Here is a 15367-nt window from a genome sequence, read left to right on the forward strand (position 1 = left end):
CGCGCCCCTGGCGCGCGTGATCTCGACGGCCACCGGCAACGGGCCGGTGGCCGTCCGCGTCTCCCCGGACGGATCAGGGGCGCGCAGGACGGGTCAGATCTCGGAGTTCTCCACCCAGAAGGCCAGCAGGTCGCGGTCGCCCGCGACCGAGATGCCGGGATCGCCGGTCCTGCGGCGTCCCCAGAGGAAGAGGAACAGCTCGGACGCGTCCGCCCGGACGGCCGCGTCGGCGTGCACGTCGTCGGACGTGCTGGAGCGCCGCGAGCCGAAGCGGTCCTTGTCGAGCCCGACCGTCCAGCGGTCTCCGGTGTCGGCGGCGGTGAAGGCGAGCGTCGCGCCGTCCCCACGCAGGTTCTCGACCTTCGGCGCGAACGGCGTCGCGTACGGCAGGATCGCCAGCATCTCGTCGACGCCGTCGGCGGCCTCATCGGCGGACAGCGAGAAGTCGCGTCCCAGGGCGAGGTGCAGGTCGGCGCGGTGGACGGCGGCCTCGAAGGTCATCCGGCGCGACCAGAACCGGGCGTGCTGGTCTTCGCCCCAGGACCACATCCGCGCGTCGGGATCGGACGCCCGCAGGGCCGCGACCAGCGCGGCGCCGCCCTCGGCGAACCAGGAAACCAGGTCGGCGTCGGCCTCGGGCACCTCGTCGGCGTGCCGCCGGGGGCTGCTCGCCCGCGGCGAGAGCGTGCGGACCAGGCGCTCCGCCCAGCGCTGCGTGACGCCGAGGTGATGGGCGAGGTCACGGACCGTCCAGCCGGGGCAGGACGGCACCGGCGCCCCCGGATCCGCGTCCCGCAGCGCCGCCGTGAAGGCGGCGACCTCCCGCTCGGTCGCGTCGCAATACCGCTCGTGCGTCCACATGGCGTCCTCCGGAGAAGGAACGGATCGGATGAACCGGATCAGGCGGGCGGAGCGCGTGGGGCGGATCAGGCGGAGCCCATCGGACGGGACGGGCCGGGGCCGGGCGGTGTCAGAGGGCGGGCGGTGTCAGAGGGCGGATGGCGTCGAAACTCGGGTGGTGCCGAGGGGCGGACGGCGTCAGAGGCCGGGGGCTCCCCAGACCGCGAACCAGCGGCCGAGGTCGTCCTCGAACTTCAGGTCGGCGCCGACCGCGCCGCGCGCCTGGATCTCCAGGGCGTTGTCGCGGCGGTCGCCGGGCAGCGGCGCGAACGGGTAGAACGTGCCGCGCTTGTACAGGTAGACGAGCGCGAGGCGCTGGCCGTCCGGGCCCTTGAAGCCGACCAGGGAGCACAGCAGGTGCGGGCCGAAGCCTCCCGCCTCCAGCGTCGAGTTGATCGCGTGGAGGTCGGTGACCAGGCCGGGCAGGTCGTCCGGGCTGTGCCTGCAGAGCAGCCAGGTGTAGCCGAAGGAGTCCTGGCTGGCCTCGACCTCCGGGGTGTCGCCGGAGTTCAGCAGCTCCACCGCGTCCTTCTGGAGCTGGGCGAACGCGCCGCCCTCGGCGGCCCGGAAGCACACCGAGCCGAGCCCGGTGGGGGTGAACCCGGCCGCCGCCTCCAGGGTGACGGCGGCGGTGGTGAGGCCGAACAGCGCGTCGAGATCCGGTTTGACCGGCTTGGACCGTCCGAGCAGGGTGTCCAGGAACCCCATCACACTCCCCTGCTGAGCTCGCCGGAGATCTTGTTGAGCTGCTCGAGCCGCTTCTCCAGCGTGGGGTGCGTGGAGAACAGCTGCGAGACGCTGAAGCCCTTGCCGAACGCCGGGGTGAAGAAGAAGGCGTTGAACGGCTGGGCGGCGCGCAGGTCGTTGGTCGGGATCCGGGCGATCTCGCCGGTGACCTTGGTGAGCGCGCTGGCCAGCGCGGACGGGCGGCCGGTGAGCAGCGCGGCGGCGCGGTCGGCCGACAGCTCCCGGTACCGCGACAGGGCGCGGGTGAGCAGGAAGCTGATCGCGTAGGCGACGGCGCTGACCGCGACCACGGCCATCAGCATCACGGCGGCGTTGTTGTCGTTGTTACGGCGGTTGAACCCGCCCCACAGGCCGAACTCCAGCCCGATCCGGGTGAGCAGGCCGGCGCAGATGCCGAGGAAGGAGGCGATCGTCATGACCGCCACGTCCTTGTGCGCGACGTGGGCCATCTCGTGCGCGAGCACGCCCTCGAGTTCCACCGGGTCGAGCCGGCGCAGCAGCCCGGTGGTCACGCAGACGACCGCGTTCTTCTGGTTGCGGCCGGTGGCGAAGGCGTTCGGCACGTCGGTGTCGGCGATCGCGACCCGCGGCTTGGGCGAGTCGGACATCGCGCAGATGCGGTCGATCACACCGTGCAGCTCGGGGGCCTCCTCCGGGGAGACCTCGCGGGCGTGCATCGCGAACGTGGTGATCTTGTCGGAGAAGAAGTACTGGACGAACAGGAAGACCAGCGCGATCACCAGTCCGATGGCGCCCAGCTTCGGAGAAATAACGAAGAACGCCGTCACGAACGCGACGTAGACCAGCCCCAGCAGGAACATCGTCACGAGCATGCGCGACGTCAACCCCCGGTCGGAGGCGTAACGCGTGCGGGCCATCTCTCCTCTTCTCCCATCCCCTGTGGTTCTCACCGGTACAACGTCCGGACCCCGACGTTTGTGCCGGGGACCGGCACGCCGCACTAGTCGGGGATGAGCCCCTCGTCGCCGAGCATGGCGCTCACCTCGTCGATGCTGGCGTCGGCCGGCGGCAGGATCAGCTCCGACGGCTCGAGGCTGTCGGCGGGCAGCGCCTTGCCGACCTTGCGGACGTTCTCCAGCAGGCCGTGCAGGGCGCTGCGGAACTCGTCCTCGTTCCCCGACTCGATCGCCGACTCCAGCGCGTCGTCGAGGCTGTTCAGGACGGCCAGGTCGTCGTTCGAGACGTCGAGCTGGCCCTCGCCCATGATGCGGACGATCACTGGTGGCCTCCAGGCTGCTGCGGCCACTGGCCCTGGGGCTGGGCCTGCGGCTGGGCCTGGGGGGCGGCCTGCGGGCTCTGCTGCTGCGCGGGACCGGCCTGGCCGGAGTTCAGCTGCTTGGGCGCGGGACCCTGGCCGAGTTCGGCCTTCAGCGCCTCCAGCTCGGCGTCGACGCCGGTGGTGGCGCCCATGCGGTCGAGCTCGGCCTGGATGTCGTCCCGGGGGCCGGAGAAGTCCTCGAGCGCGCCGGACGCCAGGAGCTCGTCGATCGCCCCGGCGCGGGCCTTCATGTTCTCGGTCTTCTCCTCGGCGCGCTGGATCGCGAGGCCGACGTCACCCATCTCCTCGGAGATGCCGGAGAACGCCTCGTTGATCTTGGTCTGCGCCTCGGCCGCCGTGTAGGTGGCCTTGATCGTCTCCTTGCGGGTGCGGAAGGAGTCGACCTTCGCCTGCAGCCGCTGCGAGGCGAGGGTGAGCTTCTCCTCCTCACCCTGGAGCTGCTGGTACTGCGCCCGCAGGCCGGCGAGCTCGGAGTCCAGGCCGCCGCGGCGCGTCAGCGCCTCGCGGGCCAGGTCCTCACGGCCGACCTGGAGGGCCTTGCGGCCCTGGTCGGTCAGCTTGCTCTGCTGCTGCTCCAGCTGGTTGATCTGGAGCTCCAGGCGCTTGCGCGAGGTCGCGACGTCCGCCACGCCCCGCCGGACCTTCTGCAGCATCTCCAGCTGACGCTGGTAGGAGTAGTCCAGGGTCTCCCGAGGATCCTCCATCTTGTCCAGGGCTTTGTTCGCCTTGGACTTGAAGATCATCGACATTCGCTTCATCACGCTCATCGCGCGGCGCCGGTCCCTTCGTGCTGGCTGGCCCGGTCAATACCGGGCTCAATGACCACTGCTGGGGTTCTTATCACCCTACGCGTTAACGCGCGAGGCAGCCACGATGTTCGCAGCCGGTAGGCTGAGTTCCGTGTTCCGACGTCGTACGCAGGATGCCCCTGAGGCTCCTCCCGAAGTAGTGGCCAAGCCGGGGGGCAAGGGCCGTCCCACGCCCAAGCGCAAGGAGGCCGAGAAGCGGCGGCGCCAGCCGATCACCGCGCCCGCCAACCGCAAGGAGGCGTACAAGCGACTCCGCGACAAGCAGTCGACCGACCGCGCCAAGGCCCGCGAGGGCATGGCCAAGGGCGACGAGAAGTACCTCCTCAAGCGCGACAAGGGCGCCGTCCGCCGGATGGCCCGCAACTACGTCGACTCGCGCCGCACGGTCGGCTCGTACCTGATGTACCTGCTGCTGGCGCTGGTCGTGCTGAACTTCCTGCCGATCCCGGCCGTCCGGCTGGCGATGCTGTTCGCGCCGCCGGTGCTGCTGCTCGTGGTGTTCGTCGAGGGCCTCCTCCTCGCGCGCGGCGTGAACAAGCTGGCCGCCGAGCGCCACCCGGACGACGACCGCAAGGGCCTCGGCCTGTACGCGGCGATGCGCGCCATGCAGATCCGGCGGCTCCGCGTCCCCGCGCCCCAGGTCCAGATCGGCGACACCAGCTGGAAGGACAAGGCCTGACCGGGCCGGGCCCTTCGCGGGCGAACTGCGGAGTGCCCGGAGACCGGGCGCGTCGTAGGGTTCCAGATCATGGAGTTCCGACGCCTCGGCCGCAGCGGCCTCAAGATCAGCGAAATCGCCTACGGTAACTGGCTCACCCACGGCTCCCAGGTCGAGGAGGACGCCGCGCGCGCCTGCGTGGCGGCGGCCCTCGACGAGGGCGTGACCACCTTCGACACCGCCGACGTGTACGCCGGGACGCGGGCCGAGGAGGTCCTCGGCCGGGCCCTGAAGGGCCAGCGCCGCGAGGGCCTGGAGATCTTCACCAAGGTCTACTGGCCGACGGGGCCCGGCCAGAACGACCGCGGCCTGTCGCGCAAGCACGTCTTCGAGTCGATCCACGCCTCCCTGAAGCGGCTCCAGACCGACTACGTGGACCTCTACCAGGCCCACCGGTTCGACTACGAGACCCCGCTCGAGGAGACCCTCCGGGCCTTCGACGACCTCGTCCGGCAGGGCAAGGTGCTCTACGTCGGCGTGTCGGAGTGGCGCGCGGAGGAGATCGAGCGCGCCCTCAAGATCGCCGACGAGATGGGCTTCGACCGGATCGTGTCCAGCCAGCCGCAGTACAACATGCTGTGGCGGGTCATCGAGCCCGAGGTCGTCCCGCTGTGCGAACGCGAGGGCATCGGGCAGATCGTCTGGTCCCCGATCGCCCAGGGCGCCCTCACCGGCAAGTACCTCCCGGGCCAGGCCGCCCCCGCCGGCTCCCGCGCCACCGACGACAAGGGCGGCGCGCGCATGATCTCCGAGTTCGTGCGGGACGACGTCCTGCGCCGCATCCAGGAGCTGAAGCCCATCGCGGACGAACTCGGCCTCACCATGGCCCAGCTCGCCATCGCCTGGACCCTCCAGAACCCCAACGTGTCCGCCGCGATCGTCGGCGCGTCCCGCCCCGAACAGGTCCGGGACAACGTGAAGGCCGCGGGCGTGAAACTGGACACCGACGTCCTCAAGCGCATCGACGAGGCCCTCGCCCCCGTCATCGAACGCGACCCCGCGAAGACGGTGAGCCCGAAGACGCGGCCGTAACCCTGTGGGGGGGCGACCCCCCACACCCCCCGCGCCCTCGGGGAAGACCTCCTCGCTTCGCTGCGGGGCCATCCCTCCGGGGTGCTTTTGCGCGCCGCCTCCGCTAGCGCTCCGGCGGCGCGCAAAAGCATGGCAAACCCCCACACCTTCCGTAGGTGTGGGGGTTCGGCACAACCTCCACGGGGCTGGAGCCCTCGCTCACGTTGGGCCCATTACTGGCCCCTGCTCAGAGGGCCCGCAGTACGCACCTTGACCTGCGGAGAGCGGGGCCCTCGGGCTTGCCGGAGTCCGTGGGCGTTCCAGGTGGGCCCTCAGGTGTTCAGGTGGGGTCTTCGAGGCTCATGGTGTAGATGGTGTCTTCGCCGTCGAGGAGGACGACCTTTTCGACGCCTTCGGTGCGGAGGTCGCGCCAGTGTTCGCCGAGCCAGGTCTCGGCGGCGGCCTGGGTGCTGAAGGTCTCCTCCGCGCCGATCCGGTTTCCGCCGGACTTCTCCAGCTGCCAGTTCCACGCCATCGTCACTGCCCTTTCGCCGCTTCGACCTGCCCGGTAGCGGTGAGCGTAACCGGTCGGGCCCATAAGGTCGTGGGCAGGATGAAGATCGAACTGCCTGGAAGCGGGGGGCCGCAGGGCTGGCCCGCGCCTGATTGCCGTTGTGCCTCCTGCGCGCGGGCGCGCGCGGCCGGGGTGTCGCTGGAGCCCACGCGTGTGGTCATCAATGGCGTGCCCTTGGAGGACTGTCCGCGTTTCGCCGTGCCGGGGGGCTGGGATGTCCATGTTCCCTTCGGGGAGCGGGTGCTGGTGTCCGGTGGGCCCGGGCAGCGGCCGGAGGCCGCGCCTGGCGTGGTCTACTCCGCGGCGCTGCTCGACCTCGTGGGGTGTCCGGACCACCTGGGGTGGCTTCGGCGTGAGGGGGCGGTGTCGGACGACACGGACGTCCGGGCCATCTACGTGGATCACCGGGTCGGTTCGCCTGGTGAGCTCGAGCGGCGGCTGGCGTTCTGGACGTCCTCGTCCTCCGGGCCTCATCGGACGTTGCTGCTCGGCGGGTCGCGGTCGGGGAAGTCGGCTGAGGCCGAACTGCGGCTGATGGCGCATCCGGACGTGACGTACGTGGCCACTGGGGTCGGTGACGCGTCCGATGCGGAGTGGACGGCCCGGATCGAGGCGCATCGGCGGCGGCGTCCGGACTGGTGGGAGACCTTGGAGACGTCCGACCTCGCGGACGCGTTGGCGTCCGCGACGGGTGCGGTGCTGGTGGACGGCGTCGGGTCCTGGGTGGCGGCGGTCATGACGGAGACGGACGCCTGGGACGAGCCGTCCCGTGTCCAGGGACGGATCGAGGAGCTGGTCGCGGCGTGGCGCGGGACGTCCGCGCGGGTGGTCGCGGTCAGCGACGAGGTGGGGATGTCCCTGGTGCCGACGACACCCGTGGGACGGGCGTTCCGTGATGTCCTCGGGAGTGTGAACCAGCGGCTGGCGGCGGAGTCCGAGGACGTCGCGCTGGTCGTCGCGGGCCGCGTCATGGAGCTTCCGTGAGCTGGGGCGCGGGGGCGCGGCTGGCCGTGACGCTGCTCAGCGTCGTCCCGCTGCGGGCCGAGCGGGTGGACCGGGAGGCCGCACGGCGGGCGATGGTGCTCGCGCCCGCGGTGGGAGTGATCGTCGGCGGCGGCTCGGCGGTCGCGCTGGTCGTCGCGGACGGGCTCGGGTTCAGCGGGCTGCTCGGCGCGGCGCTGGCCGTGGCGGTGGGCGCGGCGCTGACCCGCGCTCTGCACCTGGACGGCCTGGCCGACCTCGCGGACGGTCTCGGCAGCCGCAAGCCCGCCGAGGGCGCGCTGGAGATCATGAAGAAGTCGGACATCGGGCCGTTCGGCGTGGCCACGCTGGTCCTGACGCTTTTCGTCCAGGTCGCGGCGCTGTCGTCGGCGCCCGTGCCGTGGGCGTCCGCGCTGGTCGCGGGGGTCGCCGGACGGCTCGCGCTGCCATGGGCGTGCCGGGCCCGGGTGCCGTCGGCGCGTCCGGGCGGGCTGGGCTCGCTCGTCGCGGGGTCGGTGTCGGTCAAGGCCGCCGTGGCGGTCACGGTCGTGGTCGTGGCGGCGTCCGCAGGGCTCGGTCTCGAGGCGGACGGGCCCGTCGGCGCGGCGCGGGCCGGGGCCGCGGTGCTGGTCGCGCTGGCGGTCGCGCTGGCGACACTGCGACACGCCGTCCGGAGGCTCGGCGGGGTCACCGGGGACGTCCTGGGCGCGCTCGTCGAGGTCGCGACGACGGCCGCCCTGGTGACGCAGGCCGTCCGATGAGGGCAATGCTTGATCCAAAAGGGCGAAACCGGTCACCTGGAGGATTAACATCGGTGGACGTGACGACCATCAGTCTTGACAGCGTAGTCCTGACCGCCCTCGACGCCGACGCGATCGTCGTCGGCGTCCATCCGGCCGAGGACGGCGTCCGTCCGGCCGGCGCCGACGACCTCGACACCGCCCTCTCCGGGCGGCTCGCCGACTCCCTTGCGGCGCTGGGCGCCACCGGCAAGGCCGGTGAGGTCGTCAAGCTGCCGACCCTGGGCGCCCTGCCCGCCGCCCTCATCGTGGCCGTCGGCCTCGGCGACTCCGCCGACGCCGAGGGCCTGCGCCGGGCCGCCGGCTCCGCGCTCCGCGCGCTGGCGGGCAAGAGCAAGGTCGCGGTGGCGCTGCCCGCGACGTCCGCCGACGAGGTCGAGGCCGTGGCGCTGGGCGCGCTGCTCGGCAACTACGGCTTCGCCAACTACCGCACGTCCGAGAAGCCCGGCCCGGTCGAGGAGATCGTGGTCGTCGGCTCCGGCGACGACGCGCCGGTGCGGCGCGCCGAGACCCTGGCCTCGGCGATCTTCCTGGTCCGCGACCTGGTGAACACCCCGCCGTCCGACCTGTCCCCCGAGGACTTCGCCGGCGTGGCCACCAAGGTCGCCGCCGAGGGCGGCCTCGGCATCGAGGTGCTGGACGAGAAGGCCCTGGTGGACGGCGGCTACGGCGGCATCGTGGGCGTCGGGCAGGGCTCGGCGAACCCGCCGCGCCTGGTCCGCCTCGCCTACACCCACCCGGAGGCGTCCAAGACCCTCGCGCTGGTCGGCAAGGGCATCACCTTCGACTCGGGCGGCCTCTCGCTGAAGCCCGCCGAGGGCATGGACTGGATGAAGTCCGACATGGGCGGCGCCGCCGCCGTGCTGGGCGCGCTCGCCGCGATCGCCGAGCTGAAGCCGGCCGTGAACGTCGTCGGCTACCTCGCGCTCGCCGAGAACATGCCGTCCGGCACCGCGCAGCGCCCGTCCGACGTGCTGACCGTCTACGGCGGCAAGACCGTCGAGGTGCTGAACACCGACGCCGAGGGCCGCCTGGTGATGGCCGACCCGATCGTCCGGTCCGGCGAGGACGAGCCCGACCTGCTGATCGACATCGCCACCCTGACCGGCGCCCAGCTCGTCGCGCTCGGCACCCGGACGACGGGAGTCATGGCCAACGACGACGACGTCCGTGAGAAGGTGGTGGCGGCGGCCGTCCGCACCGGCGAGCCCTCCTGGGGCATGCCGCTGCCGGAGGAGCTCCGCAAGGGCCTCGACTCCGCGGTCGCCGACATCGCCAACATCAGCGGCGAGCGCTGGGGCGGCATGCTCGTCGCGGGCGTCTTCCTGAAGGAGTTCGTGCCGGACGGCGTCCGCTGGGCGCACCTCGACATCGCCGGCCCGTCCTACAACAAGGGCGAGCCCCACGGCTACACGCCGAAGGCGGGCACCGGCGCGGCCGTGCGCACGCTGGTCGCGGTCGCCGAGGACATGGCCGCCGGCGAGCTCTGACGTGTTTCACCGCCGGGCGGACCCCGACCGGGCCCGCCCGGCGCACAAGGGAATAGGTTTTCCCTGGCGGCGGGGCGTCACCCCGTGCCGCCGCCGGGTGCGCGAGGCACACCAGCCGTAGGCGCGTAGGGCGGAAAGGGAGCGACATTGGCTGACAGCGGCCCCTTCGACATCGTGGTCCTGGGAGGCGGGAGCGGCGGCTACGCGTGCGCGTTGCGCGCGTCCGAGCTCGGCATGAGCGTGGCGCTGGTCGAGCGCGACAGGCTCGGCGGCACCTGCCTGAACCGCGGCTGCATCCCCACCAAGGCACTGCTGCACGCGGCGGAGATCGCCGACCAGACGCGCGAGGCCGCGACGTACGGCGTCAAGGCCGACTTCGTCGGCATCGACATCGACGGCGTCCACGCCTACAAGGACAAGGTCGTCTCCGGGACGGTCAAGGGCCTCACCGGGCTCATCAAGGCGCGCGGGATCGAGGTCGTCGAGGGCGAGGGGCGGCTCGCGTCCCCGACGTCGGTCGAGGTCCGCGCCGCCGACGGCTCCACCCGGACGCTGGAGGGACGGCACGTCCTGCTGGCCACCGGCTCCGCCCCGCGCACGCTGCCGGGCCTCGAGGTGGACGGCGAGAAGGTCATCTTCAGCGACCAGGCCCTGACGCTCGGACGCGTCCCGTCGTCGGTGGTGATCCTCGGCGGCGGTGTGATCGGCGTCGAGTTCGCCAGCGTCTGGCGCTCCTTCGGGGCCGAGGTCACCATCGTGGAGGCTCTCCCCCACCTGCTGCCGCTGGAGGAGGAGAGCAGCTCCAAGCGCCTGGAGCGCGCCTTCCGCAAGCGTGGCATCAAGTACGAGCTGGGCGTCCGTTTCCAGGGGGTCAAGGGCACCGAGGCGGGCGTTTCGGTCACCCTGGAGAACGGTAGGACCCTGGACGCCGAGCTGCTGCTCGTCGCGGTCGGCCGCGCGCCGGTCTCGTCCGGGCTCGGGTTCGAGGAGGCCGGGGTCGAGCTGGAGCGCGGCTTCGTCAAGGTGGACGGGCTGTGCCGCACGTCGGTGCCGTCCGTCTCGGCTGTCGGCGACCTGGTCGACACCCCGCAGCTGGCGCACGTCGGCTTCGCCGAGGGCATCCTCGTCGCCGAGCGGCTGGGCGGGCTCGACCCGGCCCCGATCGACTACGACGGCGTGCCCCGCATCACCTACTCCGACCCCGAGGTGGCCTCCGTGGGCATCACCTCGAAGGTCGCCGCCGAACGCGGGTACGAGATCGACGAGGCGGTCTACGACCTGGCGGGCAACCCCAAGAGCAAGATCCTCGGAACGCAGGGCGAGGTGCGGGTGATCGCCGAGCGCGGCGGTCGCGTGCTCGGCCTGTCCATGGTCGGCGCGCGGGTCGGCGAGCTGATCACCGAGGGGCAGCTGATCTACAACTGGGAGGCCCTGCCGAGCGAGGTCGCCCAGCTCATCCATCCGCATCCGACCCAGTCCGAGGCGGTCGGCGAGGCGCACATGATGCTCGCCGGCAAGCCACTGCACGTGCACGGCTGAACTGCCGCGCCGGGAATATGAGATCTCGAAGGAGTATCTGAGAGCCATGCCGGTCTCCGTCACCATGCCCCAGCTCGGCGAGAGCGTCACCGAGGGCACCGTCACCCGCTGGCTGAAGAAGGAGGGCGAGCGCGTCGAGACCGACGAGCCGCTTCTCGAAGTCTCGACCGACAAGGTCGACACCGAGATCCCCTCTCCCGCGTCCGGCATCCTGACCAGCATCACCGTCGCCGAGGACGAGACCGTCGAGGTCGGCGCCGAGCTCGCGGTCATCGGCGACGAGGGCGACGCCCCCGCCGCCGCGCCCGCGGCCGCGCCCGTCGCCGACACGGCCCCGGCCCCGGCGCCCGAGCCCAAGCCCGAGCCGGCTCCGGCCCCCGCGCCGCAGGCTCAGGCCCCGCAGGGCCCGCCGCCCGCCGCGTGGCCGCCGCCCGCGCCGCAGCAGCCCGCAGCCCCGGCGCCCGCGCCCGAGCCCGCCCCGGCCGCGCAGGCCCCCGCCGCCCCGCAGGCCGCTCCGGCCGCGGAGGGCGCGGGCACCGACGGCCCGTACGTCACGCCGCTGGTGCGCAAGCTCGCCACCGAGCACGGCGTCGACCTGGGCTCGGTCAAGGGCACCGGCGTCGGCGGCCGGATCCGCAAGCAGGACGTCCTGGAGGCGGCCCGCACCGCCCGTGAGGCCGCCGCCGCCCCGGCTCCCGCCGCCGCGCCGTCGTCCACCCAGGCCCGTCCGGCGGCCCCGGCCCCGGTGTCGTTCGCGGCTCCGGCCGAGCAGCTCGCGCTGCGCGGCAAGACCGAGAAGATGTCCCGGATCCGGCAGACCATCGCCCGCCGCATGGTCGAGTCGCTCCAGGTCTCGGCGCAGCTCACCACCGTCGTCGAGGTGGACCTCACCAAGGTCGCGCGGCTGCGCGGGCTGGCGAAGGCCGACTTCGAGTCGCGCGAGGGCGTGAAGCTGACCTTCATGCCGTTCTTCGCGCTGGCCGCCATCGAGGCGCTCAAGCAGCACCCGAAGGTGAACGCGGTCATCAACGGCGACGAGGTCACCTACCACGACGTGGAGAACCTCGGCTTCGCCGTGGACGTCCCGGAGCGCGGCCTGATGGTCCCGGTCATCCACAACGCGGGCCAGCTGAACCTGGGCGGCCTCGCGCAGCGGATCGCCGACCTGGCCGACCGCACCCGCACCAACCGGGTGAGCCCGGACGAGCTGTCCGGCGGCACGTTCACGCTGACCAACACCGGCAGCCGCGGCGCGCTGTTCGACACGCCGATCCTGAACCAGCCGCAGGTCGGCATGCTCGGCACCGGCGCGGTCGTGAAGCGCCCGGCTGTCATCGACGACCCGGAGCTGGGCGAGGTCATCGCCGTCCGGTCCATCGCCTACCTGGCGCTGACCTACGACCACCGGCTCATCGACGGCGCGGACGCGGCCCGCTTCCTGGGCACCATGAAGCACCGTCTGGAGGAGGGCAACTTCGAGGCCGAGCTCGGCCTCTGACGCGCTCTTCCCCGCCTTCCGGCAGGCTCGAAGCCCGCCGTCCCGGTTCCGGGACGGCGGGCTTCGCCGTTTCCGAACCTCGGGCCGCTACATAGGTTGCGTTCCTAACTAGGTGGCCTTATCGTCTAGGTGGCCACGACGACCTCCAGGGAGCGAGCATGAACGGACCGTCCGCCGGGAACCGGCCCCCGAGCGTGGGGAGCGCGGCCGTGCTGCCGCTGCTGGGCATGTGGATCGTCCTCGGCGCCACGCTGTTCCACGGGCCGGTCGCGGCCGTGATCACGGGCGGCGGGACGGTGGCGGCGGCGGTCGTGCTCCACCGGACGGTCCGGCGGGCGGACGAGTCGCTGCGGCGGACCGTCCGGCGCGCCGCGTTCCGCGCGTGCGCCGCGGGTCTGGCGGTGTTCGCGGTCGCCGGGGCCGTCTACGCGGCGGGCGCGGCGACCGGCGGGGGCGACGCCTCGGCGACCGCCTCCGGGGTGTTCGCCGGGCTCGGCGCGGTCGTGCTCGTCATCGCCGCCACGCTCGTCGCGGCGACACGGGCCGGACGCCGCTGATGGCCGCCGACCGGCGCGCGAACTGGCTGAAGGGCGTTCTCGACCTGGCCGTCCTGGCCTGCCTGCGGCACGGCGAGAGCTACGGCTACGAGCTCGCCAGGGCCCTGGACGCGGCGGGCCTGGGCCAGATCAAGGGCGGCACCCTGTACCCGGTCCTGAACCGGCTGGAGGAGGCCGGTCTCGTCGAGGCCGAGTACCGGGTCGCCGAACGGGGCCCCGGACGCCGCTACTACCGCCTGACGGACGCGGGACGGGCGGCCCTCACCGAGCAGGGCGCGTCCTGGCTGGGCTTCCACGAGGCCGTCCGGACGCTGCTCACGGGAGGCGGGGCGTGACCTACTTCGAGGAGCTGGCGGACGGCCTGCGGCGGCTCGGCGTCGCCGAGGACCGGATCGGGCCGCTGGTCGACGAGCTGTCCGGCCACGTCGCCGAGTCGGGCGCGGACCCGGAGGAGGAGTTCGGCCCGGCCGTGCGGTTCGCGGCGGAGTTCGCCGAGGGCGCGGGCGGCGGGGCCGCGGCGGACGGCCCGGCGGCGGACGCCGAGCGCTGGGTCTGGTCGGCGGACGCGTCGGTCGACCAGGCGATGATGAACCGGTTCGGCGCGCAGGGCTGGGAGATCGAGCGGGTCGACCACCTCGGCCGCTTCGTCAGCCGCCGCGACCTGGCGTCCCCCACGCAGTGGGAGTACCGGCGGGACGTCGTGGACCGCCGCGAGCGCGCCGCGCACGCCGAGGCGCTCGCGCCGGACGGCTGGGAGCCCTGCGGCCACTGGCTGTTCCTGGCGTACTCCAAGCGTCCGCTCGCCGCCGTCGCCGGGCCCGCCGCCGACATCGAGACGCCGGCCGGACGTCCCGGGCGGAGTTACTACTTCACGCGCGAACTGTGGGTCCCGCTGGCCGTCTCCGCCGCATGCCTGGGCGTCGCGGGCGGCCTCCTCGCCGTCGCGTTCACGACCGGCGGCGGCGGAAACGCTCTCCGGGGCATGCTCTTCGGCCTGCCCGTCGGCCTCGTCCTCGGCGGCGTCGGCGCGTTCGTGGCCTACCGCAGGAAGCGCGCCGAATACGCACGCGCTTCCCGCCGTCCGCACGAATCCCGGCGTCCACGCGAAGGCGCCTGACCCGCGCGGGCGCCCCGGTCGGGTCAGTTCTTGCGGTCGGAGAGAACGTAGGCGGAGCCCGCCGACACGGCCGCGACGCTCAGGACGGACGGCCACGCACCGATCTTCTTGGCCAGGGGGTGCGAGCCGCCGAAGCCCGCCAGGTAGACGGTGAGCAGCGCGGCGGTGCCCTTGGGGCCCGCGGTCTTGTGCCACTCGCGCGCGCAATAGGCCCCCGCCGCGGCGAGGACGGCGCCGCCGAGCGGACGGCGGCGGGTGAAGCGGGCGGCGGCGTAACCGCCGACGAGACCGGTGGCGGCCACGGCCGCGGTGGGGATCTTTGCCATGCCACGGAGGTTATCGCCGCTCCGACCACGCCGGGACCTCGGGCGTGCTCTATAAGAAGCCCGCCTGGCTAGGGTGGGTCCATGAAGGTCGCGGTGACGGGCGCTTCGGGATTCGTCGGCTCCGCCCTCGTCCGCTCGCTGGCGGACGACGGGCACGCGGTGGTCCGGCTGGTGCGGCGCGAGCCGTCCGGCCCGGACGAGCGGCGCTGGGACCCGTCCGGCGGTCCCGTGGACCTGGCGGGCGTCGACGCGGTCGTCCACCTCGCGGGCGCGGGCATCGGCGACCGGCCCTGGACGCCCCGGTACCGCCGCACGATCCTGCTGAGCCGCGTGCAGGGCACCTCGACGATCGCGCGGGCCGTCGCGAAGGCGGAGGTCCCGGTGCTGGTGTCGGGGTCGGCGATGGGCTTCTACGGCGACACGGGCGATCGCGAGGTCGACGAGGAATCGCCCAGCGGCGCGGGCTTCCTCGCCGGGGTCGTCCGGGCCTGGGAGGACGCAGCAGCCCCGGCCTCCCGCGCGGGCGCGCGAGTGGCGTTCGCGCGCACGACGCACGTCCTGGGCGCGAGCGGCGGACTGCTGGGCAAGCTCCTGCCCCTGTACAAGCTGGGCCTCGGCGGACGGCTCGGATCGGGCCGCCAGTACTGGAGCTGGATCTCCCTCACGGACGAGGTCGCGGCGCTGCGCTTCCTGATCGACACCGACCTGTCCGGGCCGGTGAACCTGGCGTCGCCGAACCCGGTCACCAACGCCGAGTTCACGCGGGCGCTCGGGCGGGCCCTGCACCGGCCCACTCCCCTGCCCGTCCCGGCGTTCGCCCTGCGCACGGTGCTGCCGGGGTTCGCGGCCGAGGCGATCCTGCCGGGGCAGCGGGTCGTCCCGAGGCGGCTCACCGAAGCCGGTTTCCATCACACCGACCCCGAACTGGGCGCGGCCTTGCCAAGAATCTTCAAAAACACGTCCCGCGACGATCGCGGGCCTTACGGTGATCGTTGACGCG

The 15367-nt window shown here is 72.9% G+C and carries 18 protein-coding genes; 11 read left to right on the forward strand and 7 right to left on the reverse strand.

The genetic code is table 11. The annotated features are described in order from the left end of the window. Nucleotides 1-93: 93 nt before the first annotated feature. The 5 genes from P696_RS43740 to P696_RS0106710 form a co-directional block, all read right to left on the reverse strand. Complete coding sequence (locus P696_RS43740; RefSeq protein WP_051466982.1) at nucleotides 94-861, reverse strand: maleylpyruvate isomerase family mycothiol-dependent enzyme; 768 nt, start codon at nucleotides 859-861, stop codon at nucleotides 94-96. Nucleotides 862-1038: 177 nt separating this feature from the next. Further along, complete coding sequence (gene pspAB / locus P696_RS0106695) at nucleotides 1039-1608, reverse strand: PspA-associated protein PspAB (RefSeq protein WP_026411722.1); 570 nt, start codon at nucleotides 1606-1608, stop codon at nucleotides 1039-1041. Continuing rightward, the gene (htpX, locus tag P696_RS0106700; protein ID WP_026411723.1) at nucleotides 1608-2525 is read right to left on the reverse strand and encodes a zinc metalloprotease HtpX; all 918 of its coding nucleotides are present in this window, start codon (nucleotides 2523-2525) and stop codon (nucleotides 1608-1610) included. Before htpX ends, pspAB begins: the two co-directional genes overlap by 1 nt. An 83-nt stretch (nucleotides 2526-2608) precedes the next feature. Continuing rightward, nucleotides 2609-2887 (reverse strand): PspA-associated protein PspAA, encoded by a 279-nt coding sequence (gene pspAA, locus P696_RS0106705; RefSeq protein ID WP_026411724.1) that lies wholly within the window; start codon nucleotides 2885-2887, stop codon nucleotides 2609-2611. Then, the gene (locus P696_RS0106710; protein ID WP_034483356.1) at nucleotides 2884-3714 is read right to left on the reverse strand and encodes a PspA/IM30 family protein; all 831 of its coding nucleotides are present in this window, start codon (nucleotides 3712-3714) and stop codon (nucleotides 2884-2886) included. The genes pspAA and P696_RS0106710 overlap by 4 nt, the downstream gene beginning before the upstream one ends. A 133-nt stretch (nucleotides 3715-3847) precedes the next feature. On the opposite strand from P696_RS0106710, the gene P696_RS0106715 reads away from it, so the two are divergent. Together P696_RS0106715 and P696_RS0106720 are read left to right on the forward strand one after the other, a co-directional pair. Further along, entirely contained in the window at nucleotides 3848-4435 is a 588-nt protein-coding gene (locus P696_RS0106715; protein ID WP_026411726.1) for a DUF3043 domain-containing protein, read from the forward strand. 69 nt (nucleotides 4436-4504) lie between these two features. Then, nucleotides 4505-5506: an aldo/keto reductase family protein gene (locus P696_RS0106720; RefSeq protein ID WP_026411727.1), complete on the forward strand. Its 1002-nt coding sequence runs from the start codon at nucleotides 4505-4507 to the stop codon at nucleotides 5504-5506. A 319-nt stretch (nucleotides 5507-5825) separates the two neighbouring features. On the opposite strand, the gene P696_RS0106725 is transcribed toward P696_RS0106720, so the two are convergent. Then, the gene (locus P696_RS0106725) at nucleotides 5826-6020 is read right to left on the reverse strand and encodes a hypothetical protein (RefSeq protein WP_026411728.1); all 195 of its coding nucleotides are present in this window, start codon (nucleotides 6018-6020) and stop codon (nucleotides 5826-5828) included. A 285-nt stretch (nucleotides 6021-6305) separates the two neighbouring features. Between P696_RS0106725 and P696_RS0106730 the strand changes: the two genes are divergently transcribed. The 8 genes from P696_RS0106730 to P696_RS43750 all read left to right on the forward strand — a co-directional run bounded on the left by P696_RS0106730 (nucleotide 6306) and on the right by P696_RS43750 (nucleotide 14041). Continuing rightward, complete coding sequence (locus tag P696_RS0106730; RefSeq protein ID WP_245627536.1) at nucleotides 6306-7043, forward strand: bifunctional adenosylcobinamide kinase/adenosylcobinamide-phosphate guanylyltransferase; 738 nt, start codon at nucleotides 6306-6308, stop codon at nucleotides 7041-7043. After that, complete coding sequence (locus P696_RS43745) at nucleotides 7040-7801, forward strand: adenosylcobinamide-GDP ribazoletransferase (RefSeq protein WP_034483359.1); 762 nt, start codon at nucleotides 7040-7042, stop codon at nucleotides 7799-7801. The genes P696_RS0106730 and P696_RS43745 overlap by 4 nt, the downstream gene beginning before the upstream one ends. A 59-nt stretch (nucleotides 7802-7860) precedes the next feature. Then, on the forward strand, nucleotides 7861-9330 hold the full coding sequence (locus P696_RS0106740) for a leucyl aminopeptidase (RefSeq protein WP_026411730.1): 1470 nt from the start codon (nucleotides 7861-7863) through the stop codon (nucleotides 9328-9330). A gap of 147 nt (nucleotides 9331-9477) precedes the next feature. After that, nucleotides 9478-10869, forward strand: coding sequence for a dihydrolipoyl dehydrogenase (gene lpdA / locus P696_RS0106745; RefSeq protein ID WP_026411731.1), 1392 nt, complete (start codon nucleotides 9478-9480; stop codon nucleotides 10867-10869). A gap of 46 nt (nucleotides 10870-10915) precedes the next feature. Beyond that, nucleotides 10916-12367 carry a 2-oxoglutarate dehydrogenase, E2 component, dihydrolipoamide succinyltransferase gene (sucB, locus tag P696_RS0106750; protein WP_026411732.1) on the forward strand — a complete coding sequence of 484 codons (1452 nt, stop codon included), beginning with the start codon at nucleotides 10916-10918 and terminating at the stop codon, nucleotides 12365-12367. A gap of 158 nt (nucleotides 12368-12525) precedes the next feature. Beyond that, complete coding sequence (locus P696_RS0106755; RefSeq protein ID WP_026411733.1) at nucleotides 12526-12924, forward strand: hypothetical protein; 399 nt, start codon at nucleotides 12526-12528, stop codon at nucleotides 12922-12924. Continuing rightward, the gene (locus P696_RS0106760) at nucleotides 12924-13259 is read left to right on the forward strand and encodes a PadR family transcriptional regulator (RefSeq protein ID WP_026411734.1); all 336 of its coding nucleotides are present in this window, start codon (nucleotides 12924-12926) and stop codon (nucleotides 13257-13259) included. The genes P696_RS0106755 and P696_RS0106760 overlap by 1 nt, the downstream gene beginning before the upstream one ends. Continuing rightward, nucleotides 13256-14041 carry a hypothetical protein gene (locus P696_RS43750; RefSeq protein WP_051466986.1) on the forward strand — a complete coding sequence of 262 codons (786 nt, stop codon included), beginning with the start codon at nucleotides 13256-13258 and terminating at the stop codon, nucleotides 14039-14041. The genes P696_RS0106760 and P696_RS43750 overlap by 4 nt, the downstream gene beginning before the upstream one ends. 23 nt (nucleotides 14042-14064) lie before the next feature. Here P696_RS43750 and P696_RS0106770 read toward each other — a convergent pair whose 3' ends face one another. After that, nucleotides 14065-14367, reverse strand: coding sequence for a hypothetical protein (locus tag P696_RS0106770; RefSeq protein WP_026411735.1), 303 nt, complete (start codon nucleotides 14365-14367; stop codon nucleotides 14065-14067). 81 nt (nucleotides 14368-14448) lie between these two features. Between P696_RS0106770 and P696_RS43755 the strand changes: the two genes are divergently transcribed. Continuing rightward, a complete protein-coding gene (locus P696_RS43755) occupies nucleotides 14449-15363 on the forward strand; it encodes a TIGR01777 family oxidoreductase (protein ID WP_051466988.1) in 915 nt (304 codons plus the stop codon). The last annotated feature ends 4 nt before the right edge of the window (nucleotides 15364-15367 follow it).

It is taken from the genome of Actinomadura oligospora ATCC 43269, from assembly GCF_000518265.1.
Lineage (GTDB): Bacteria > Actinomycetota > Actinomycetes > Streptosporangiales > Streptosporangiaceae > Spirillospora > Spirillospora oligospora.